The sequence below is a fragment of the Thermococcus sp. genome, from assembly GCF_026991495.1.
GTDB lineage: Archaea > Methanobacteriota_B > Thermococci > Thermococcales > Thermococcaceae > Thermococcus.
Genome location: NZ_JALXBJ010000088.1, coordinates 23,233 through 38,322, shown reverse-complemented (window position 1 = coordinate 38,322; position 15,090 = coordinate 23,233). Strand labels below are relative to the sequence as shown.

Annotated in this window: 19 protein-coding genes; 15 read left to right on the top strand and 4 right to left on the bottom strand. The window is 55.1% G+C overall.

The window, feature by feature from the left end:
• Window positions 1-114: 114 nt before the first annotated feature.
• From eif1A to MVB78_RS10540, 8 genes are read left to right on the top strand one after another with little or no spacing between them, the layout of a single operon-like run.
• Window positions 115-477 carry a translation initiation factor eIF-1A gene (gene eif1A, locus MVB78_RS10575; RefSeq protein WP_297491197.1) on the top strand — a complete coding sequence of 121 codons (363 nt, stop codon included), beginning with the start codon at window positions 115-117 and terminating at the stop codon, window positions 475-477.
• A gap of 19 nt (window positions 478-496) precedes the next feature.
• Window positions 497-1,273, top strand: a complete 777-nt coding sequence (locus tag MVB78_RS10570) for a serine protein kinase RIO (protein WP_297491194.1) — start codon at window positions 497-499, stop codon at window positions 1,271-1,273.
• A 4-nt stretch (window positions 1,274-1,277) separates the two neighbouring features.
• Entirely contained in the window at window positions 1,278-1,979 is a 702-nt protein-coding gene (locus MVB78_RS10565) for a KH domain-containing protein (protein ID WP_297491192.1), read from the top strand.
• Between the two features lie 2 nt (window positions 1,980-1,981).
• Entirely contained in the window at window positions 1,982-3,670 is a 1,689-nt protein-coding gene (gene top6B / locus MVB78_RS10560) for a DNA topoisomerase VI subunit B (RefSeq protein ID WP_297491190.1), read from the top strand.
• The gene (locus tag MVB78_RS10555) at window positions 3,663-4,823 is read left to right on the top strand and encodes a DNA topoisomerase IV subunit A (RefSeq protein WP_297491187.1); all 1,161 of its coding nucleotides are present in this window, start codon (window positions 3,663-3,665) and stop codon (window positions 4,821-4,823) included. Before top6B ends, MVB78_RS10555 begins: the two co-directional genes overlap by 8 nt.
• Entirely contained in the window at window positions 4,820-6,067 is a 1,248-nt protein-coding gene (locus tag MVB78_RS10550) for a DUF530 family protein (RefSeq protein ID WP_297491184.1), read from the top strand. The genes MVB78_RS10555 and MVB78_RS10550 overlap by 4 nt, the downstream gene beginning before the upstream one ends.
• A gap of 4 nt (window positions 6,068-6,071) precedes the next feature.
• A complete protein-coding gene (locus MVB78_RS10545) occupies window positions 6,072-6,479 on the top strand; it encodes a DUF1699 family protein (RefSeq protein WP_297491181.1) in 408 nt (135 codons plus the stop codon).
• A gap of 36 nt (window positions 6,480-6,515) precedes the next feature.
• Entirely contained in the window at window positions 6,516-7,319 is an 804-nt protein-coding gene (locus tag MVB78_RS10540; protein WP_297491178.1) for a GTP cyclohydrolase IV, read from the top strand.
• Window positions 7,320-7,383: 64 nt separating this feature from the next.
• On the opposite strand, the gene MVB78_RS10535 is transcribed toward MVB78_RS10540, so the two are convergent.
• On the bottom strand, window positions 7,384-7,953 hold the full coding sequence (locus MVB78_RS10535) for an Era-like GTP-binding protein (protein WP_297491175.1): 570 nt from the start codon (window positions 7,951-7,953) through the stop codon (window positions 7,384-7,386).
• 76 nt (window positions 7,954-8,029) lie between these two features.
• On the opposite strand from MVB78_RS10535, the gene MVB78_RS10530 reads away from it, so the two are divergent.
• From MVB78_RS10530 to wtpA, 3 genes are read left to right on the top strand one after another with little or no spacing between them, the layout of a single operon-like run.
• Window positions 8,030-8,344 (top strand): GTP-binding protein, encoded by a 315-nt coding sequence (locus MVB78_RS10530; protein WP_297491171.1) that lies wholly within the window; start codon window positions 8,030-8,032, stop codon window positions 8,342-8,344.
• A 2-nt stretch (window positions 8,345-8,346) separates the two neighbouring features.
• Window positions 8,347-8,913, top strand: a complete 567-nt coding sequence (locus tag MVB78_RS10525; RefSeq protein ID WP_297491169.1) for an HD family hydrolase — start codon at window positions 8,347-8,349, stop codon at window positions 8,911-8,913.
• Between the two features lie 50 nt (window positions 8,914-8,963).
• Complete coding sequence (wtpA, locus tag MVB78_RS10520; RefSeq protein WP_297491165.1) at window positions 8,964-10,010, top strand: tungstate ABC transporter substrate-binding protein WtpA; 1,047 nt, start codon at window positions 8,964-8,966, stop codon at window positions 10,008-10,010.
• Window positions 10,011-10,041: 31 nt separating this feature from the next.
• Here wtpA and MVB78_RS10515 read toward each other — a convergent pair whose 3' ends face one another.
• Together MVB78_RS10515 and MVB78_RS10510 are read right to left on the bottom strand one after the other, a co-directional pair.
• The gene (locus tag MVB78_RS10515) at window positions 10,042-10,446 is read right to left on the bottom strand and encodes a type II toxin-antitoxin system PemK/MazF family toxin (RefSeq protein WP_297491162.1); all 405 of its coding nucleotides are present in this window, start codon (window positions 10,444-10,446) and stop codon (window positions 10,042-10,044) included.
• The gene (locus MVB78_RS10510) at window positions 10,430-10,714 is read right to left on the bottom strand and encodes a ribbon-helix-helix domain-containing protein (RefSeq protein WP_297491340.1); all 285 of its coding nucleotides are present in this window, start codon (window positions 10,712-10,714) and stop codon (window positions 10,430-10,432) included. Before MVB78_RS10510 ends, MVB78_RS10515 begins: the two co-directional genes overlap by 17 nt.
• 156 nt (window positions 10,715-10,870) lie before the next feature.
• Between MVB78_RS10510 and wtpB the strand changes: the two genes are divergently transcribed.
• Genes wtpB through wtpC form a run of 4 tightly spaced genes read left to right on the top strand, consistent with a single transcriptional unit; the run spans window position 10,871 to window position 14,448 of the window.
• Window positions 10,871-11,617, top strand: a complete 747-nt coding sequence (wtpB, locus tag MVB78_RS10505; RefSeq protein ID WP_297491159.1) for a tungstate ABC transporter permease WtpB — start codon at window positions 10,871-10,873, stop codon at window positions 11,615-11,617.
• Window positions 11,618-11,660: 43 nt separating this feature from the next.
• Window positions 11,661-12,686 (top strand): ATP/GTP-binding protein, encoded by a 1,026-nt coding sequence (locus MVB78_RS10500; RefSeq protein WP_297491156.1) that lies wholly within the window; start codon window positions 11,661-11,663, stop codon window positions 12,684-12,686.
• 3 nt (window positions 12,687-12,689) lie between these two features.
• Window positions 12,690-13,409, top strand: coding sequence for a DUF3226 domain-containing protein (locus MVB78_RS10495; protein ID WP_297491154.1), 720 nt, complete (start codon window positions 12,690-12,692; stop codon window positions 13,407-13,409).
• 4 nt (window positions 13,410-13,413) lie between these two features.
• Window positions 13,414-14,448, top strand: a complete 1,035-nt coding sequence (gene wtpC / locus MVB78_RS10490) for a tungstate ABC transporter ATP-binding protein WtpC (protein ID WP_297491152.1) — start codon at window positions 13,414-13,416, stop codon at window positions 14,446-14,448.
• Here wtpC and tsaA read toward each other — a convergent pair.
• The gene (gene tsaA / locus MVB78_RS10485) at window positions 14,420-15,076 is read right to left on the bottom strand and encodes a tRNA (N6-threonylcarbamoyladenosine(37)-N6)-methyltransferase TrmO (protein ID WP_297491149.1); all 657 of its coding nucleotides are present in this window, start codon (window positions 15,074-15,076) and stop codon (window positions 14,420-14,422) included. The genes wtpC and tsaA overlap by 29 nt on opposite strands.
• Window positions 15,077-15,090: the final 14 nt, after the last annotated feature.

Below are 15,090 nucleotides of genomic sequence, written 5' to 3'. Positions count from 1 at the left end.
TAACGCTTTCCCTGTGCAAAAATTTTAAAAGCCCGTGGCTGTGCATTAATTACGGAATTTTTGCAAGGGGCAGGTTTATAAATCGGGAGGCCCAATGGGGGGAGGTGATGCTCAATGGTTTACCGGAAGAGAACTGGACGGAAGAATCAGAACGATCACGGGGAGGAGATAATCCGCGTGCCCTTACCGGACAGGAGAAGCGGACAGCTCTTCGGGGTCATAGAGCAGGCCCTCGGCTCAGGCTGGATGGACGTCCGGTGCGAGGACGGGAACGTGAGGCGCTGCAGGATCCCGGGGAAGCTCAAGAGGCGGATGTGGATGCGCGTCGGGGATGTCGTTATAGTCCAGCCCTGGCCCGTCCAGAGCGACAAGAGGGGGGACATAGTCTACCGCTACACGAGGACACAGGTTGACTGGCTCCTCAGGAAGGGCAAGATAAGCCACGATTTCCTGACCGGCGGGGAGTCCCTCTTCTGAGCCATCTACGTGATGTAAGATGCGTGGGGACTGGGTTGAACGCGAGATCGAGAGGATGATGGGGCTCAGGGAGAGGCGCAGGAAGGACAGCGAGCTTTACAAAGTGCTCAACGAAGTCTTTGACAGGACTACGGTGGAGAGCCTGGCCTTCCTCCACAGACGGGGAAAGATATCCGAGCTCCAGGGTGTCGTGAGCACTGGAAAGGAGGCAAACGTCTTCGCCGGCTTCGATTCCCGCGGCAGCAGGATAGCAGTGAAGGTATACAGGACTTACACAACGGAGTTCAGGAGGATGTGGGAGTACCTAGCCGCCGATCCGAGGATGGGCTACCTGCCGAAGGACGTTCGGAAGCTCGTCTTTCAGTGGACGAGGAGGGAGTTCAAGAACCTCCAGAGGGCGATAAAGCACGGCGTCCGCGTCCCCAAGCCTTTAGCCTTCAGGAACAATGTCCTCGTCATGGAGTTCATAGGCGATGAAGGCCCCGCTCCAAGGCTGAAGGACGCGGAGGGAGGGCTTTCAAAGGCCGAGCTGGAGGGGCTGTACTCCCACCTTATTGAAGTCGTGGAGCGCCTCTGGAGGGAAGGCGAGATGGTGCACGGTGATCTGAGCGAGTACAACGTCCTGCTCTGGGATGAGCCCGTCGTTATAGACTGGTCGCAGGCCACGGTCAGGAGGAACAGGATGAGCGTGCAGCTTTTGAAGCGGGATTTGAGGAACATCATAGGTTATTTCGCGAGGAAGGGGATTGATGTTGACGATTACGATGAAAAGCTCCGCGAGCTCCTGGAGGTGTGATGGGATGGATGAGTTTGAGAGGCTCCTGAAGAAGTACGAGCGCGTTGATGAAGGCTCCGAAGGGAGGGGGGAGCACGGGATAGACAACTTCAGCCCCTCCGACCAGGAGGAGTTCCTCCGCATTCCAAAGGAGAGGATAGGCGTTCTGATTGGGAAGAACGGCCAGACCAAGGCCGAGATTGAAAGGCGAACCGAGACGAAGGTTGAAGTGGACAGCGAAACCGGTGAGGTGTTCATAACCGCTAAAAAGGATAGCAGCGACCCCCTCTCAGTGTGGAAGGCGCGCGACGTCGTGATGGCTATAGGCAGGGGCTTCTCCCCGGAAAGGGCCTTCAGGCTGCTCAACGAGGGGGAGACCCTTGAGGTGATCAACCTGACCGACATCATCGTTGGCAACGAGCGGAACGCCCTCCCCAGGGTGAGGGGGAGGATAATCGGGAGAAAGGGCAGGACCCGGGAGCTCATCGAGGAGCTGAGCGGAACCGAGATAAGCGTCTACGGGAAGACCGTCGCAATAATAGGGAACCCCATTCAGGTTGAGGTTGCCAAAACGGCCGTTGAAAAGCTCGTTAGGGGCTCCCCCCACGGGGTCGTCTACAAATACCTCGAAAGGCGCAGGAAGGACCTCGAACTTGAGAGCTCCGCCTATTACGAGCTCATAGAAAGCGGTCTTCCGCCCGAGAAGGAAAAGGATGAGGAGGAGTGAAGATGACCGAGGCGAGCCAGCTCTTCAAGGAGTTTAAGATACAGAGCGTCAGCGAGTTCTTCAGACGGAACGCGGCGATGTTGGGCTACACGGGCAAGGTCCGCTCCCTGACGACCCTCGTCCACGAGGCAGTGACGAACGCCCTCGACGCCTGCGAGGAAGCTGGAATTCCCCCGTACGTGCGCGTTGAGATCGAAGAACTCGGAAGCGAGCACTACAGGGTTGTGATCGAGGACAACGGACCCGGCATTCCTGAGAAGTACATAAGCCACGTCTTCGGAAAGATGCTCGCCGGGACCAAGGCCCACAGGAACATCCAGAGCCGCGGTCAGCAGGGCCTCGGTATAAGCGGTGCCGTCATGTTCGCCCAGATAACGAGCGGGAAGGCAACGCGCGTCGTGACCTCAACAGGCGGTGAGATAGTCGAGGCATGGGTTAAGATAGACGTTGACCGAAACGAGGGCAAGATCATCAAAAAGGAGAGGCACCCGAACCCCAAAGGCTGGCGCGGGACGAGGATAGAGCTTGAGGTGAAGAACGTCCGCTACATCCGCTCAAGGCAGGGCGTTTATTGGTACCTGAAGCTGACCGCCATAGCGAACCCCCACGTCCACATAGAGCTGGTAGAACCGGACGGAAGGCTCATAGTCTTCCCGCGTTCGAGTGAGGAGATACCAGACCCGCCTGTCGAGATGAAGCCCCATCCTAGGGGCGTCCTCACGGACGACGTCTACAGGATGGCCAAGAAGACGAGACGCGCCACCGTCAAGAGGTTTCTCGTGGGCGAGTTCTCAAGGATAAGCGACAAGAAGGTGGACGAGCTCATCGAGTACATCGCCGCGCTGAGGCTCATCAAGACCGAGAAGGATCAAAAGGTGAGAGAGCAGCTCTACGAGAGACTTGTGAAGGGGGAGGTAAAGGCTGTCCTGAGGTCTTTCAGGGGGTACACCAAGGTCGTTAAGAGCGTGGCCAAGATCATGGAGAAGCCGCCGGAGAAGCTCAGCTGGCACGAGGCCGAGGAGATAGTCACGGCCTTCAAGTACATGAAGTTCTTAGCCCCGCCGACCCACGGCCTCAGGCCTATAGGTGAGGAGAACATAACCAAGGGACTGAGGGGGATCCTGAAGCCGGAGTTCGTGACGGCAGTGACGAGGTCTCCGAAGGTCTACTCCGGTGGAATTCCCTTCCAGGTGGAGGTCGGGATAGCCTACGGGGGCGAGATCCCGAGCGGTTTCGATGTTTTCAGGTACGCCAACAGGGTTCCACTCCTCTTCGACGCGGGTTCGTGCGTGACCACCATAGCGGCGCGCTCGATAGAGTGGAAGCGCTACAAAGTGGACGACCCGGACAGGACTCCGCTCATTCTGATGGTGAACGTGATCAGCGTTCACGTCCCCTACACCGGCACCGGAAAGCAGAGCATAGCCAACGTCGAGGAGATATACAACGAGATACGCCTGGCCATAATGGACGCGGCCAGGAGGCTCCAGACCTACCTGAGCGGCAAGCACAGGAGGCTCCACCAGGCCAAGAGGAAGAAGACATTTCAGAGGTACGTCCCGGAGATAGCCAAGGCCCTGAGCATCCTGACCGGGGAGCCCGAGGAGAGGGTGAGTGAGTACTTCATCAGCTTTATAGAGAACCACTTCTCGACCAAGGAGGGAACCGCGGAGGTGAGCGAGAATGCCTAAAGGCAGGGCCATACACCGCGAGAAGCCGAAGGAGCGCTTTTCCTACGACCCGAGGAAGGTGCTGGCCAGGCTTGAGGAGTACGGGCGGAGGATCCTCCAGGACATCAAGTCGGGCAAGAACCCGCACTTCGACATCCCGATGAGGGGCCTCAGCAACGTCTACTTCGACGAGAGCAAGGGGCTCATACGGATGGGGGAAAAGCTGTCGAGGAGGTACTTCCTCAACGTGGCCCACGCGAGGAAGTTCATGCAGACCCTCATAATAATGGCCTACGTCAAGAGGCTCGTTTCCGAGAGGAAGCACGCGAGCCTCCGTGAGGCTTACTACGCCAACAAACACACCATCCCCGGAACAAAGGAGAACACCTTCGAGGATCAGAGCGAAAGCGACCACATTATAGAGGATTTAGAGAGGATGATGGGCGTACTGAGGGAGGAGATGCACATAACGGCGGACAGGCGCGGCTACATCTACGGGGACATCGTCATAAGGGACGGCGAGGATGAGTTCAACGCGAGCAGGTTAGGGATGGGCGGCTGGGCCGTTCCTGGAACCGTCGAGCACATCCAGTTCCCGGAGATAAACGTGGACTACGCATTGGTGGTCGAGACCGCGGCAATGGCAGACCGCCTTATCGAGGAAAAGTTCCCGAAGAAGGAAAACGCCCTCATAATAGCGACCCAGGGTCAGGCATCGCGCGGCGTCAGAAGGCTGATCCACAGGCTCCACTACGAGGAGGGCTTACCGATTATAGTCTTCACCGATGGCGACCCGTACGGTTGGTACATCTACTCCACCATCAAGCAGGGCTCCATAAACCTCGCCTACCTCAGCGACAAGCTCGCCACGCCGGAGGCCAGGTTCGTGGGCATGACCATGGGCGACATAAGGCGCTACGGCCTTGAGAACGTCACCGAGAAGCTCAAGGGCATCCCCCCCAACAAGAAGGGCGGGCCAACCGGCGACTACAAGAGGATAATAGAGGAGATGAACTACCCCTGGTTCCAGAACAGGGAGTGGCAGGGACAGCTCAAGATGGCCCTGAGGATGGGTGTGAGGATCGAGCAGCAGGCCCTGGCAAACAAATCCCTTGAGTTCGTGGCGAAGAGATACCTCCCTGAGAAGATAAACAACGGTGATCTGCTCCCATGACAACGACCGAAGAGCTCGTCGCCCAGGTCAACAAGCTGCTCGATGACGTTGGTATAGACATGGCCGGCCTATTCGAGGATTTTGACGTAGTCCAGGTTTCCCGCGTCCTGAACAGAAACCTTCACGTGCTCAGAGACCTTGAAAGGGAACTTGGGAGGCGGGTTGGGGAGACCCTGCTGCCGGCCGCGGGGATAGACAGGAAGAGCAGGGATCCGCACATCCAGTGGCTGTACCGAAAGAAGCGCAACAGATTGCTGGCCATCGAGAGGCTGCGCTCCGCGATAACCGCACACAGAATGGCCCTCGCCATAATATCAACCAACTACGAGTTTATCTCAGGAAAGGAAAGGCTAAGGGCAGAGGATCTCGGTAGGGTCAAGTCCGGTGATGTCAGGACCGTTCCGAGGAAGACCGCTATCGGGAGGCTTGCCGTGCTCCCCCATCTCGCCTATTCCGGGGACGTTCTGAGGCTCCTCGCGGGGGAGAACTTGGAGGTTAGGGAGGCGTTCAAGCTCATCAAGGGAAAGCTCCGCGAGAGGGGAACCGTTCAGATGAAGGGCATGAGGATAGAGGTCGAGTACTGGGAGGGCAACAGGCTGAAGAGGGACCGCCTCGACCTGCCCGCTGACACGGACGTTGAGCTCGAACTCAGGAGGAGGTACGGGAGGAGGTTCAGGTGGAGGGTTCTCAGCTTCGTGAAGACTAAGGGCACCTTAGTAAACAACCACTACACAGTGGACAACTTAGCCCTCGCCTACGCGACCCTTGATCCTGGGAAGGGGGCGGAGAAGCTCGCCCTCGACATCTTCAGGTACTACTTCCTAACATCACCCAATGAGAGGGAGTCACTCGGCCTCTACCCCGGTATAAAGAGGTGCGTGGACTGCCACTACTCCCTGCTGGATCTTCCCTTCAAGGGGGAGCCCGACTACAGAACCGGCTACGGGAGCATGTTACTCATCAGAAAGTGCGAGATGGAGGGGATGCTGACCGGGAAGAGGGCGGACATCGGCGGGATCCCCAACTACCTCTTGGGGGGAGTTCTCCTATACGGGATGACGGAGTGGGACGAGGGGAAAGTCGCCAAGATCCTTGAGATACCGGAGGACGAGCTCGTTGAGGCCATAAAGAGGTTCGTGCTCTCGGGCCTTCAGAGGGTGCTCTTCAGCGATGCCGGCAAGTTTGAGAAGTTCCTGCCCAAGAGTGAGAGGGCCAAACGCTTCCTCGCCCTCCTGCAGGGGTGATCCCATGAGGGTGGAGATAAAGGCCCGGGACAACTTCGAGCTCCTGAGGAAGATCGATGAAAGCCTGGACGAGGATGTGATGGAAGTCTACATAAACAGGAGGCCCACCAAGGAGATAGTGGTCCACATCCTTGAGAGGGCCCCGAACGTCAGGAAAATATCCTGCCCCCCGAGCCTCTACCCAAAGGTCTCTAAGAAGATAGTTGACGCACTCTCAAAGGTTGGTGTTGAGCTCGTGCCGGAGGGCTATCCGAGGGGGCGTCCGAGGAAGTACGGGAGGAAGACCCTCGACGAGATAGAGAACCTCCTCAGACAGGGGAAGGGGCCCAAAGAGATAAGCAAACGCCTAAGGATACCCCTCAGAACCGTGTACTACCTTATTGAGAAGAGCAGGGCCTGGGAGTCCAAGTAGATCGCGCTCGTTTGGAGCTGAACTGGAGGGATGGAGATGGAGTTTGAGACACAGGAGGAAGCTCCTCTCATCAGGGAGCCGCTCAGGCGCGTCGGGATAACCAACCTGAGGAGCGTAGCCAAGATAAACTGGAAGGGGAAGGTTTACACATTCCTGCCCCTGTTCGAGGTCACGATAGACCTCCCGGCCGAGAAAAAGGGCATACACATGAGCCGCCTCGTTGAGAGCATAACGGGGGCGATAAGCGAGGCAGTCGAGGAAGAGGTCATGGAGGCCCACACTTCCCTTGAGGAGCTCGGAAGGTGCATAATCAAGCGCCTTGAGGAGAAGCACCCTCACAGGCGCGCGGAGGTCAGGATAAAGACCCACCTCATAATCCCGAGGAAGACGCCCGCGAGCGGTAGAACCAGTTACGAGCCTTACGACGTCGAGGTCGCCATCATCAAGAACGAGGACGGCTCCTTTGAAAAGCTCCTCCGCGTTAAGGTTACTGGCAACACGGTCTGCCCCCACGCTATGGCCAACAACAACGGAAAAACCCACATCCAGCGCGCGATAGGTGAGCTGGAGGTCAGGGCGCCCTTTGAGGTGGAGATACCTCTGGAGGAGATGGTGGACGTTGTCGAGGGCTCCTTCAGCAGTCCAACCTACACCCTCCTCAAGACCCCCGACGAGAACGCCGTCGTTCGGAGGATGTTTGAAAACCCCAAGTTCGTAGAGGACGTCGCGAGGGAGATCTTTTCCAAGGCCAAAGAGCGCTTTAAGGGGAAGATCCACGTCAAGGTGGTAAGCCAGGAGAGCATCCACAAGCACGACGTTATAGCCGAGACTTGGAGTTAGCCAGAGTTTTCCATAAATTTAAGCACGTCCCCACTGGTTTTCCGAGGGTCCGGGGATGGGCGCCTTAAGCCCCTCCCCTGGAGTACTGGGCCATGTAGGCTATCCTCTCAAGGAGCTCGTTGAAGCCCTCAAAGGTCACCAGCGAGAGGGGTATTGCGTCCTGGCCGAGCCTCTTCTTTATGAGCCCCCTCAGCTCCTCGACCCTCTCCCTGGGGACGAGGTCCACCTTGTTTACGACGACTATTATAGGCTTCCCATAGCGCATCTTGAGGAGGTGGTGGAGCTTCTCCATGCCCCTGTGCAGGCCGACGGTAGCGTCCACCATGTGGATCACGATGTCAGCTGAGGCTATCTCCCGGATGAGCTCTTTAAACCTCTCCTCGCTCAGAACCTTTCCCCTGAGCTCCATCCTCGGGTCGAAGAGACCGGCCGTGTCCACGAGGACGAACTCGTCCGCACCGCCCAGCGGGTTCTTCATGCCCTTCGGTATCCTCAGCTTTCCGAAGTACCTCTTTATCGTCCCCTTGGTCGTCCCGGGCAGGCTCTCGACCTCGCTGACCCTCGCTCCCACGAGGGCGTTCATGAGGGTCGATTTGCCGACGTTCTCAGCCCCTGTTATAACGACCTTTATCACCCGCACCACCCAAAACCTTTATTTTCCCTACGTCGATAACCACTCCCAGGGATATAAAGGTAGTGCGGGTGGGAGCATGGTTAGAAGGGTCAAATTCGGCCATCATTTTTACTATGTTGTTACAATTGAAGACCTAAAGGACAGCAAAATGAGGGGCAAGAACATCGTCCTTGAGGGGGAGATAGAGACTAAACCCCTTATAGAGTTCCTCCCTATGGAGCTCCCGAGCTGGAGGACGACCTTTAAGCTTCACGGCCTCTCCATCGAGTTCGCGGGCAGCCCCTGCCTCGGAAAGGGCGACAGGGTGAAGGTCTACGGTCGCTTCGTCGGGGACGGCATCATAGCCACGGCCATAGAGACAGAGAGGGCCCTCTTCACAACGGAGGAGTGAGCATGCTCGACCTTTTCCTCGAACTCGGAAACCTGAAGAGACTCCCGAGGGCCGGGTGGCTTCTCAGGGGTATTGTTAGTCCGGAGAGCATAGCCGACCACTCCTTCAGGACGGCAATCATAACCCTCTTTCTGGCCGATGAGCTCGTTAAGAGGGGGGTTGGGATAAACGTCGAGAGGGCGGTTAAGATAGCCCTCCTCCACGACATCGGGGAGGCGAGGATAACCGACGTTCCGCTGACTGCCCAGGGCTACCTCGATAAAGGGAAAGCCGAGAGGAAAGCAGTTAGGGAGCTCCTCCTTAAGAGCCCCCTCCCGGGGGAATACTTCAAGCTGTGGAGGGAGTACGAGGAGGAGTCAACGCCAGAGGGAAGGCTCGTGAAGTTCGCCGACAGGCTTGAGATGCTCATTCAGGCCTACGAATACGAGAGGGCCGGCTTTCTCAATCTCGATGAGTTCTGGAAGGCCGTTGAAGGGTTAAGGGAGAGCGAGTTCTATTCCCACTTCAAGGACATCGTGGAGGAGCTTGTGGAGAGGAGGAATCTTGTGAAACAGCAATGTTTACGTTAAAACAATTTGTTTGCTGAAAACATTTAAATGTACTTTTTCCGTTCTCATCAATGGTGGTTCCGGTGAAACTGGGCGCGTTTTTCCTGCTCATCCTGCTCGGTCTCTCGGTTGTCTCGGTAGGTTGCATAGGGAGCCCCTCCCAAAAAGGAGCCATGAAGGAGGAAACCCTGATAATTTTCCACGCCGGCTCGCTCAGCGTTCCCCTCCAGCAGCTTGAGAAGGAGTTCTCCAGCTACACCGAGAAGAACCTCGGCATTAGGGTTGCCTTCCGGGACGAGGCCAGCGGAAGCGTCAAGGCCTGCAGGAAAGTCACAGACCTCGGAAAGAAAGCAGACATTGTGGCGACTGCTGACTACACCCTGATTCCCCAGCTTCTCGTTCCGAACTACACTGACTTCTACGTCCTCTTCGCCACGAACGAGATAGTGATAGCGTTCACGGACAAGAGCAAGTACGCGGATGAGATAAACCCGACCAACTGGTACGAAATTCTCGCAAAGCCAGGCGTAACCTTTGGCTTTTCTGATCCAAATCAGGACCCCTGTGGCTACCGCTCTGTCATGGTGATGAAGCTGGCAGACCTCTACTACGGAAAGCCCGTATTCGAGACCCTTGTCGAGAAGAACACCAACATATACGCCAACGGAACCCACATCTACGCCCCCAGGGAGATCGAGATAAAGGGCGACAAGGTTGTCATAAGGCCGAAGGAAACCGATTTAACCGGCCTCGTCGAGAGTGGCAGCTTGGACTACTTCTTCATCTACAAGAGCGTCGCTGAGCAGCACCACCTCCGCTACATCACCCTGCCAGATGAGATAAACCTCGGGGACTTCGGCAAGGCCGATTACTACGCTCGGGTAAGCATAACCCTCGGCTCTACCGGAAAGACGGTAAGGGCAAAGCCCATAGTCTACGGCGTCACCGTCCTTAAGGACGCCCCCCACAGGGATCTGGCACTCAAGTTCCTCAAGTTCTGGCTTGGCAAGGAAGGTAAGGAGGTCTTCGAGGAAAACCACCAGGACTTTCTCAACCCGCCGGTGGCCTTTGGGAACGTTCCCGAGGAGATAAAGCCCCTGGTGAAGGTGAAGGAGTGAGATTTTTATCCCAATTCCCCGTTAATTTCCCCTATTTTCCCTGCTCTACAGTGAAGACCCGATAATCAAAGAGCTTTCGGAGTCTTTCCCTAACTTCATCCGCCTTCTCCTCTGAGAGGACTCCGACCTTGAAGTGAACCTCCCTCTTGGACACAGAGAACACCATGTAAGGCTTTACAAGACTGGGACGCATGAAGGCATCGCCGTAAAGGCACACATCACTGGGCTCTATGAAAACGTTGTACTCCCTGAACCCGCTTGAAAGGTTGGAAGTTATCTGGCAGACGACCACGCTGTTGCTAATCCGGTTGAAGTCTGAGTTCGAGAGCACCAGAACGGGCCGGAGCTTTTTCTTTGACGAGTCCGAAAAGGGAAACTCGAGAAGGACTACCTCCCACTGTCTCAGCCCTCTTGGAGCCTCACACCTCGGGCTCATACCTCACACCCGTGATTTTATCCCAGTACTCATCCGCCTCGCTCTCCCAGTCTTCAGCGAGAAGGGGCTCGATAGTCCTCTTTGCAAGGCGGACGAACTCCTCATCTGAGGCCTCCTCGATAAGGGCCCTCTTCCTTACGAGAAAATCGCGGAGGGCCTCCTTGATGACCTCGCTCCTGTTTGAGTAGTATCCTGCATTGACTAGGCGGTCTATTTCTGCCGCGAGGGCCGGTGGTATCCTCGCGGTAATCTTAACGCTGGTTCCCATATGGCTCACCGATGGTTCCATATGTCCGACAAACATAAAAGTTTTGCCCCTACAAAGGTCCCGATACCACCCATGGCAATGGGGAGGAAATCTTGTTGAACATTCTAGTTTAACACCCCCGAAAATCATAAATAACTTTCCTCAAAGCGTTTAGGGATGAGGCGCGACTACATCCTCTACCTCTTCGCAACCCTCGGGACTTTCCTTATTCTCTACATAGCCCTGCCCATAGCGGTCATCTTCCTCAAGCAGGCCTCTGACGCCGGTATGCTCGTAAAGACCCTCCACGACCCCCTCGTCCTCGAAGCCCTCAGGAACTCCCTCGCAACGGCGACGGCGACAGCTTTAATAGCCCTTCTCTTCGGTGTTCCCCTCGGCTACGTTCTAGCTAGGGAAGAGTTCCCGGGAAAGAGCTTTGTGCAGGCCCTCATTGACGTCCCCATCGTTATCCCCCACTCGGTCGTGGGCATAATGCTCCTCGTGACCTTTTCAAGGGCCATCCTCGACAACTACCTCGGCATAATCTCCGCCATGCTCTTTGTCTCCGCCCCCTTCACTATAAACGCCTCAAGGGACGGCTTTTCAGCGGTAGACGAGAAGCTTGAGGGCGTTGCCAGAACCCTCGGAGCGTCCCGGCTGAGGGCCTTCGCCTCGGTAGCCCTGCCCCTCGCCTTCCCGAGCATAGCGAGCGGTGCGATAATGACGTGGGCGAGAGCGGTCAGCGAGGTCGGTGCAATACTCGTTGTTGCCTACTACCCGAAGACGGCCCAGGTTCTCATCCTTGAGTACTTCAACAACTACGGCCTCAGGTCATCGCGCCCAATAGCGGTTTTGATGGTCTCACTGAGCCTCGGAATCTTCGTGCTCCTGCGCTGGCTCGTCGGGAGGGCCAAAAATGCTTGAGGATAAAGCTTTAAGTGGGCTAAACATTCAATAATAAAAGGGGATGCTCATGATAACATCTCTTACAATTGAGAATTTTAGGGGTATAATGGAATTGAAACTCAACAATCTTGGCCAAGTTAATGTTATTGCTGGTAAAAACAACGCGGGCAAGTCGAGTGTACTTGAGGGGTTATCCCTTCTTTTGGGTGCCTTCGGGGGAATTCAATCATTCAGGAGTCTCCTTCAGGAGATTCTGATGTGGAGGGGGTGGTACGGGCCTCAGGCAGTAGAAGATTTGTTCCACATAGGGGCCGAATTTGTGAGGATTGAGGCGGTGCAGAATGGTATCCCCTGGATACTCACATTAAAAAAAGAGGTCAAAGGCATTAATGCATTACCAACTTTTCACATTGTGCTGAGAGAGGTTGATGAAAAGTCACCAAAATTAGATACCGGATTTCAAATGCACAATCTCGTTGATTCGAGTGTGCTGTCTTCGTTCCTGCTCTCCTCAAAGTTTGACCCCAATCTAAATTTTGAGTTTGTAACTCCCTTCACCCTTCGTAAGTTTGGATACGTTGAGAGCCTTTATTCTTACGCATACGAGAAGAAAGTCGTGAAGGACAGCTTGAGAATTCTTAGAGAGGCTTATCCAGAGGTCGAAGGTTTCAGCCCATTATTTAAAGCAAATAAGTGGATACTTCACGTTGAAACAGAATACGGCGTTTATCCCTATTACCTGATGGGGGAGGGATTCAAAAACGCCATGATTATAGCCTTCCTGTCGTCACTTTTGAGAGGGGGATACCTCCTCATAGATTCGGCTGAGGCCTTCCACCATCCCAAGTCTTTGAGGGTCATAGCTAAAACCCTCCTTAAAGGGGCAAAAGAGAACAACGTTCAGGTATTCCTAACGACCCATAGTCTTGAGTTAATGGACCTCCTCCTAAGTGAAGGCCTCAAGAAAAACATTGATGGGCGAGTCATTTATATGAGACGGGAAGACGGGGACGTTAAGGCGTCAATAGAGACCTTCGAGGAGTCAAGGGAGCTTAGGGAAACCCTTGGAGTCGACTTGAGGGGATGAGATATGGAAGTGAGGATTTTGCTCTTGGAAGGCAGGACTGATGTTAGCTTCTTTCTTCCCCTGATAGAACACTTCTACAGGTTCAGAGAAAACAGAGAGGTATGTGAAATCCTGCCCTTTTCGAGAGATAACGACATCTCAAGACCCATCTGCCTAACTAAGGGTGAAACCCTGTTAGTCGTATTACATGCCAATGGAAAAGATAAAATCAAAAGGGCTCTTAGTGCAATCTTTAAGGGCTTGAACAGGTTCGAGGAGTTGCCTGCTCTCATGGGGGTAGCTAGAGACGTTGATACCGAGGAGGATGTCTTAAACTGGGCCAAGAGCACTTTAAGAAAGTTTGAGTCGGAGGTGAAGGATGGCTATCTCCTTGTAAATGGGGTAAAAGTTGTTCCCTTTGGTGTTGGGAACGTCACCATTGATGAACAAAACCTCGAAGCCAAAAAAGAACTTGAGCTTCTGATAGCCCTCCTCGCCAGAAAAGAGAGCACCCTCTCAAAGCTCGAAGGTTCGATAGGCCAACTAACTGTAGAGCTGGGAAGAAAGCTCATGCCGAAAGACATCATGCATCTCTTGGCAATCGCTAAAAACTATACAGGAGACTCACTTTCGGGCTTATATAGAAACTTTATCGAGGAAATGATCAGGAAAAACCCTAAAGTTGTGAAAGAATTTTTAAATGAATCCGGTTTGAAAACGTTTCTCGATTTCCTCACTGGGTGAGAACATGCTTAACGTGCAAAATGTCTCCAGGGACTACGGCGACTTCCACTTAAGGGGCGTTTCATTCACGGTCTCGAAGGGCGAGTACTTCATAATTCTCGGGCCGAGCGGTGCCGGGAAGACCGTTCTCCTTGAGGTGATAGCCGGCCTCATAAGCCCTGACTCCGGCAGGATACTCCTGAACGGGGTTGACGTTACCGGATGGCCACCGGAGAAGAGGGGTCTGGCCTACGTCCCCCAGAGCTACGCCCTCTTCCCAAACATGAGCGTTTACGACAACATAGCCTTTGGCCTCAAACTCAGGAAGCTCCCGAAGGCTGAAATAGAGAGGAGAGTTGGGGAGATAGTTGAAGTTCTCGGCATCGAGAGCCTCCTGAAGAGGAAGCCCAGAACGCTGAGCGGTGGCGAGCAGCAGCGCGTTGCCCTCGCGAGGGCACTCGTCATCGAGCCCCCGCTGATACTCCTAGACGAGCCCTTCGCAAACCTCGACGTCCAGACGAGGGGTAGGCTCATCAACGAGATGAAGCGCTGGAGGAAAGAGCTCGGCTTCACGACCTTGCACGTTACCCACTCCTTCGAGGAGGCCGTCAGCCTGGGCGACCGCGTCGGGGTAATGCTCGACGGAAGACTCGTTCAGGTGGGGGACGTTAGGGATGTCTTTTCGAGGCCGAAATGCGAGAGGGTTGCGAGGTTCCTCGGCTTCGAGAACATCATAGAGGGAACCGCTTTTGGAAGGAAGCTAAGGATCAACGGCATCGAGATAGAGCTCCCGGTGGAGGCCGAGGGGAAAGTCCGCGTCGGCCTCCGCCCGGAAGACGTGATAATCTCCACCCAACCGATGAAAACCTCCGTCAGGAACGTCCTGAGGGCGAGGGTTGAGGGAGTTGAGGAGCTCGGGCCCGTTGTGAGGCTCCGCCTCAACGCCTCGGGCCTGTCCATTTCGGCCTTCATAACGCGCTCCTCTCTCATTGAGCTTGGAATAAGAACTGGGAAGGAGGTCTACGCGGGGTTCAAGGCGAGCGCCCTCCACGTCTTCTGAGCTTGTCCTTTATCTCCACGGGGAGGTTCTCATAGACCTCTTTTAGGCCATCTATCAGTTCAACGAGTTCTTTGGCCGTTAGCGTCGTCGTTTTCGGCCCTATCTCAAGGATAACCGCGTCGTATTCCTCTGGAGAAACCTCCTCAAGCTCGTCGAGGTGCTCGCTCCTCCTCGGGATTACGTTCACCTCGCCTATCATCCGGCCCTCCCTGATGTGGGCTTCCCTCTCCTCTATGGGCACCTCCTTTGGACAATCGTATCTCTCAACGAAGATTTTGATGTCAACAACAGGGGTTCCGTTCTTGGCATCTATCCAGTCTATGTAGAGCTTTCCGTCGCTTATGCAGTGAATCCTGACGGTGTAAAGGGCTATCGGGTTGGGCCTGTAGGGGGAGCGGGTCGCGAAGACCCCGGTCAGAGGGTTCTTCGGGTTGCCGTGGGGGTGAACCTTCAGGATTTTCCTCCTCGGCCCCTCGCTTTCGTGGAACCAGAGGATTAGTTTTATCCAGTCGTCCTCGCGGAGGCCGTCCACAGCTTCCCTGAACTCTGGGAGGATCTCGATGAAGGTTTCACTATTGTCCTTCCTCACATAGCCAACTGGAACTACTTTGAAGGGCTCGAAGTCCAAGAGAGCCACCGGTT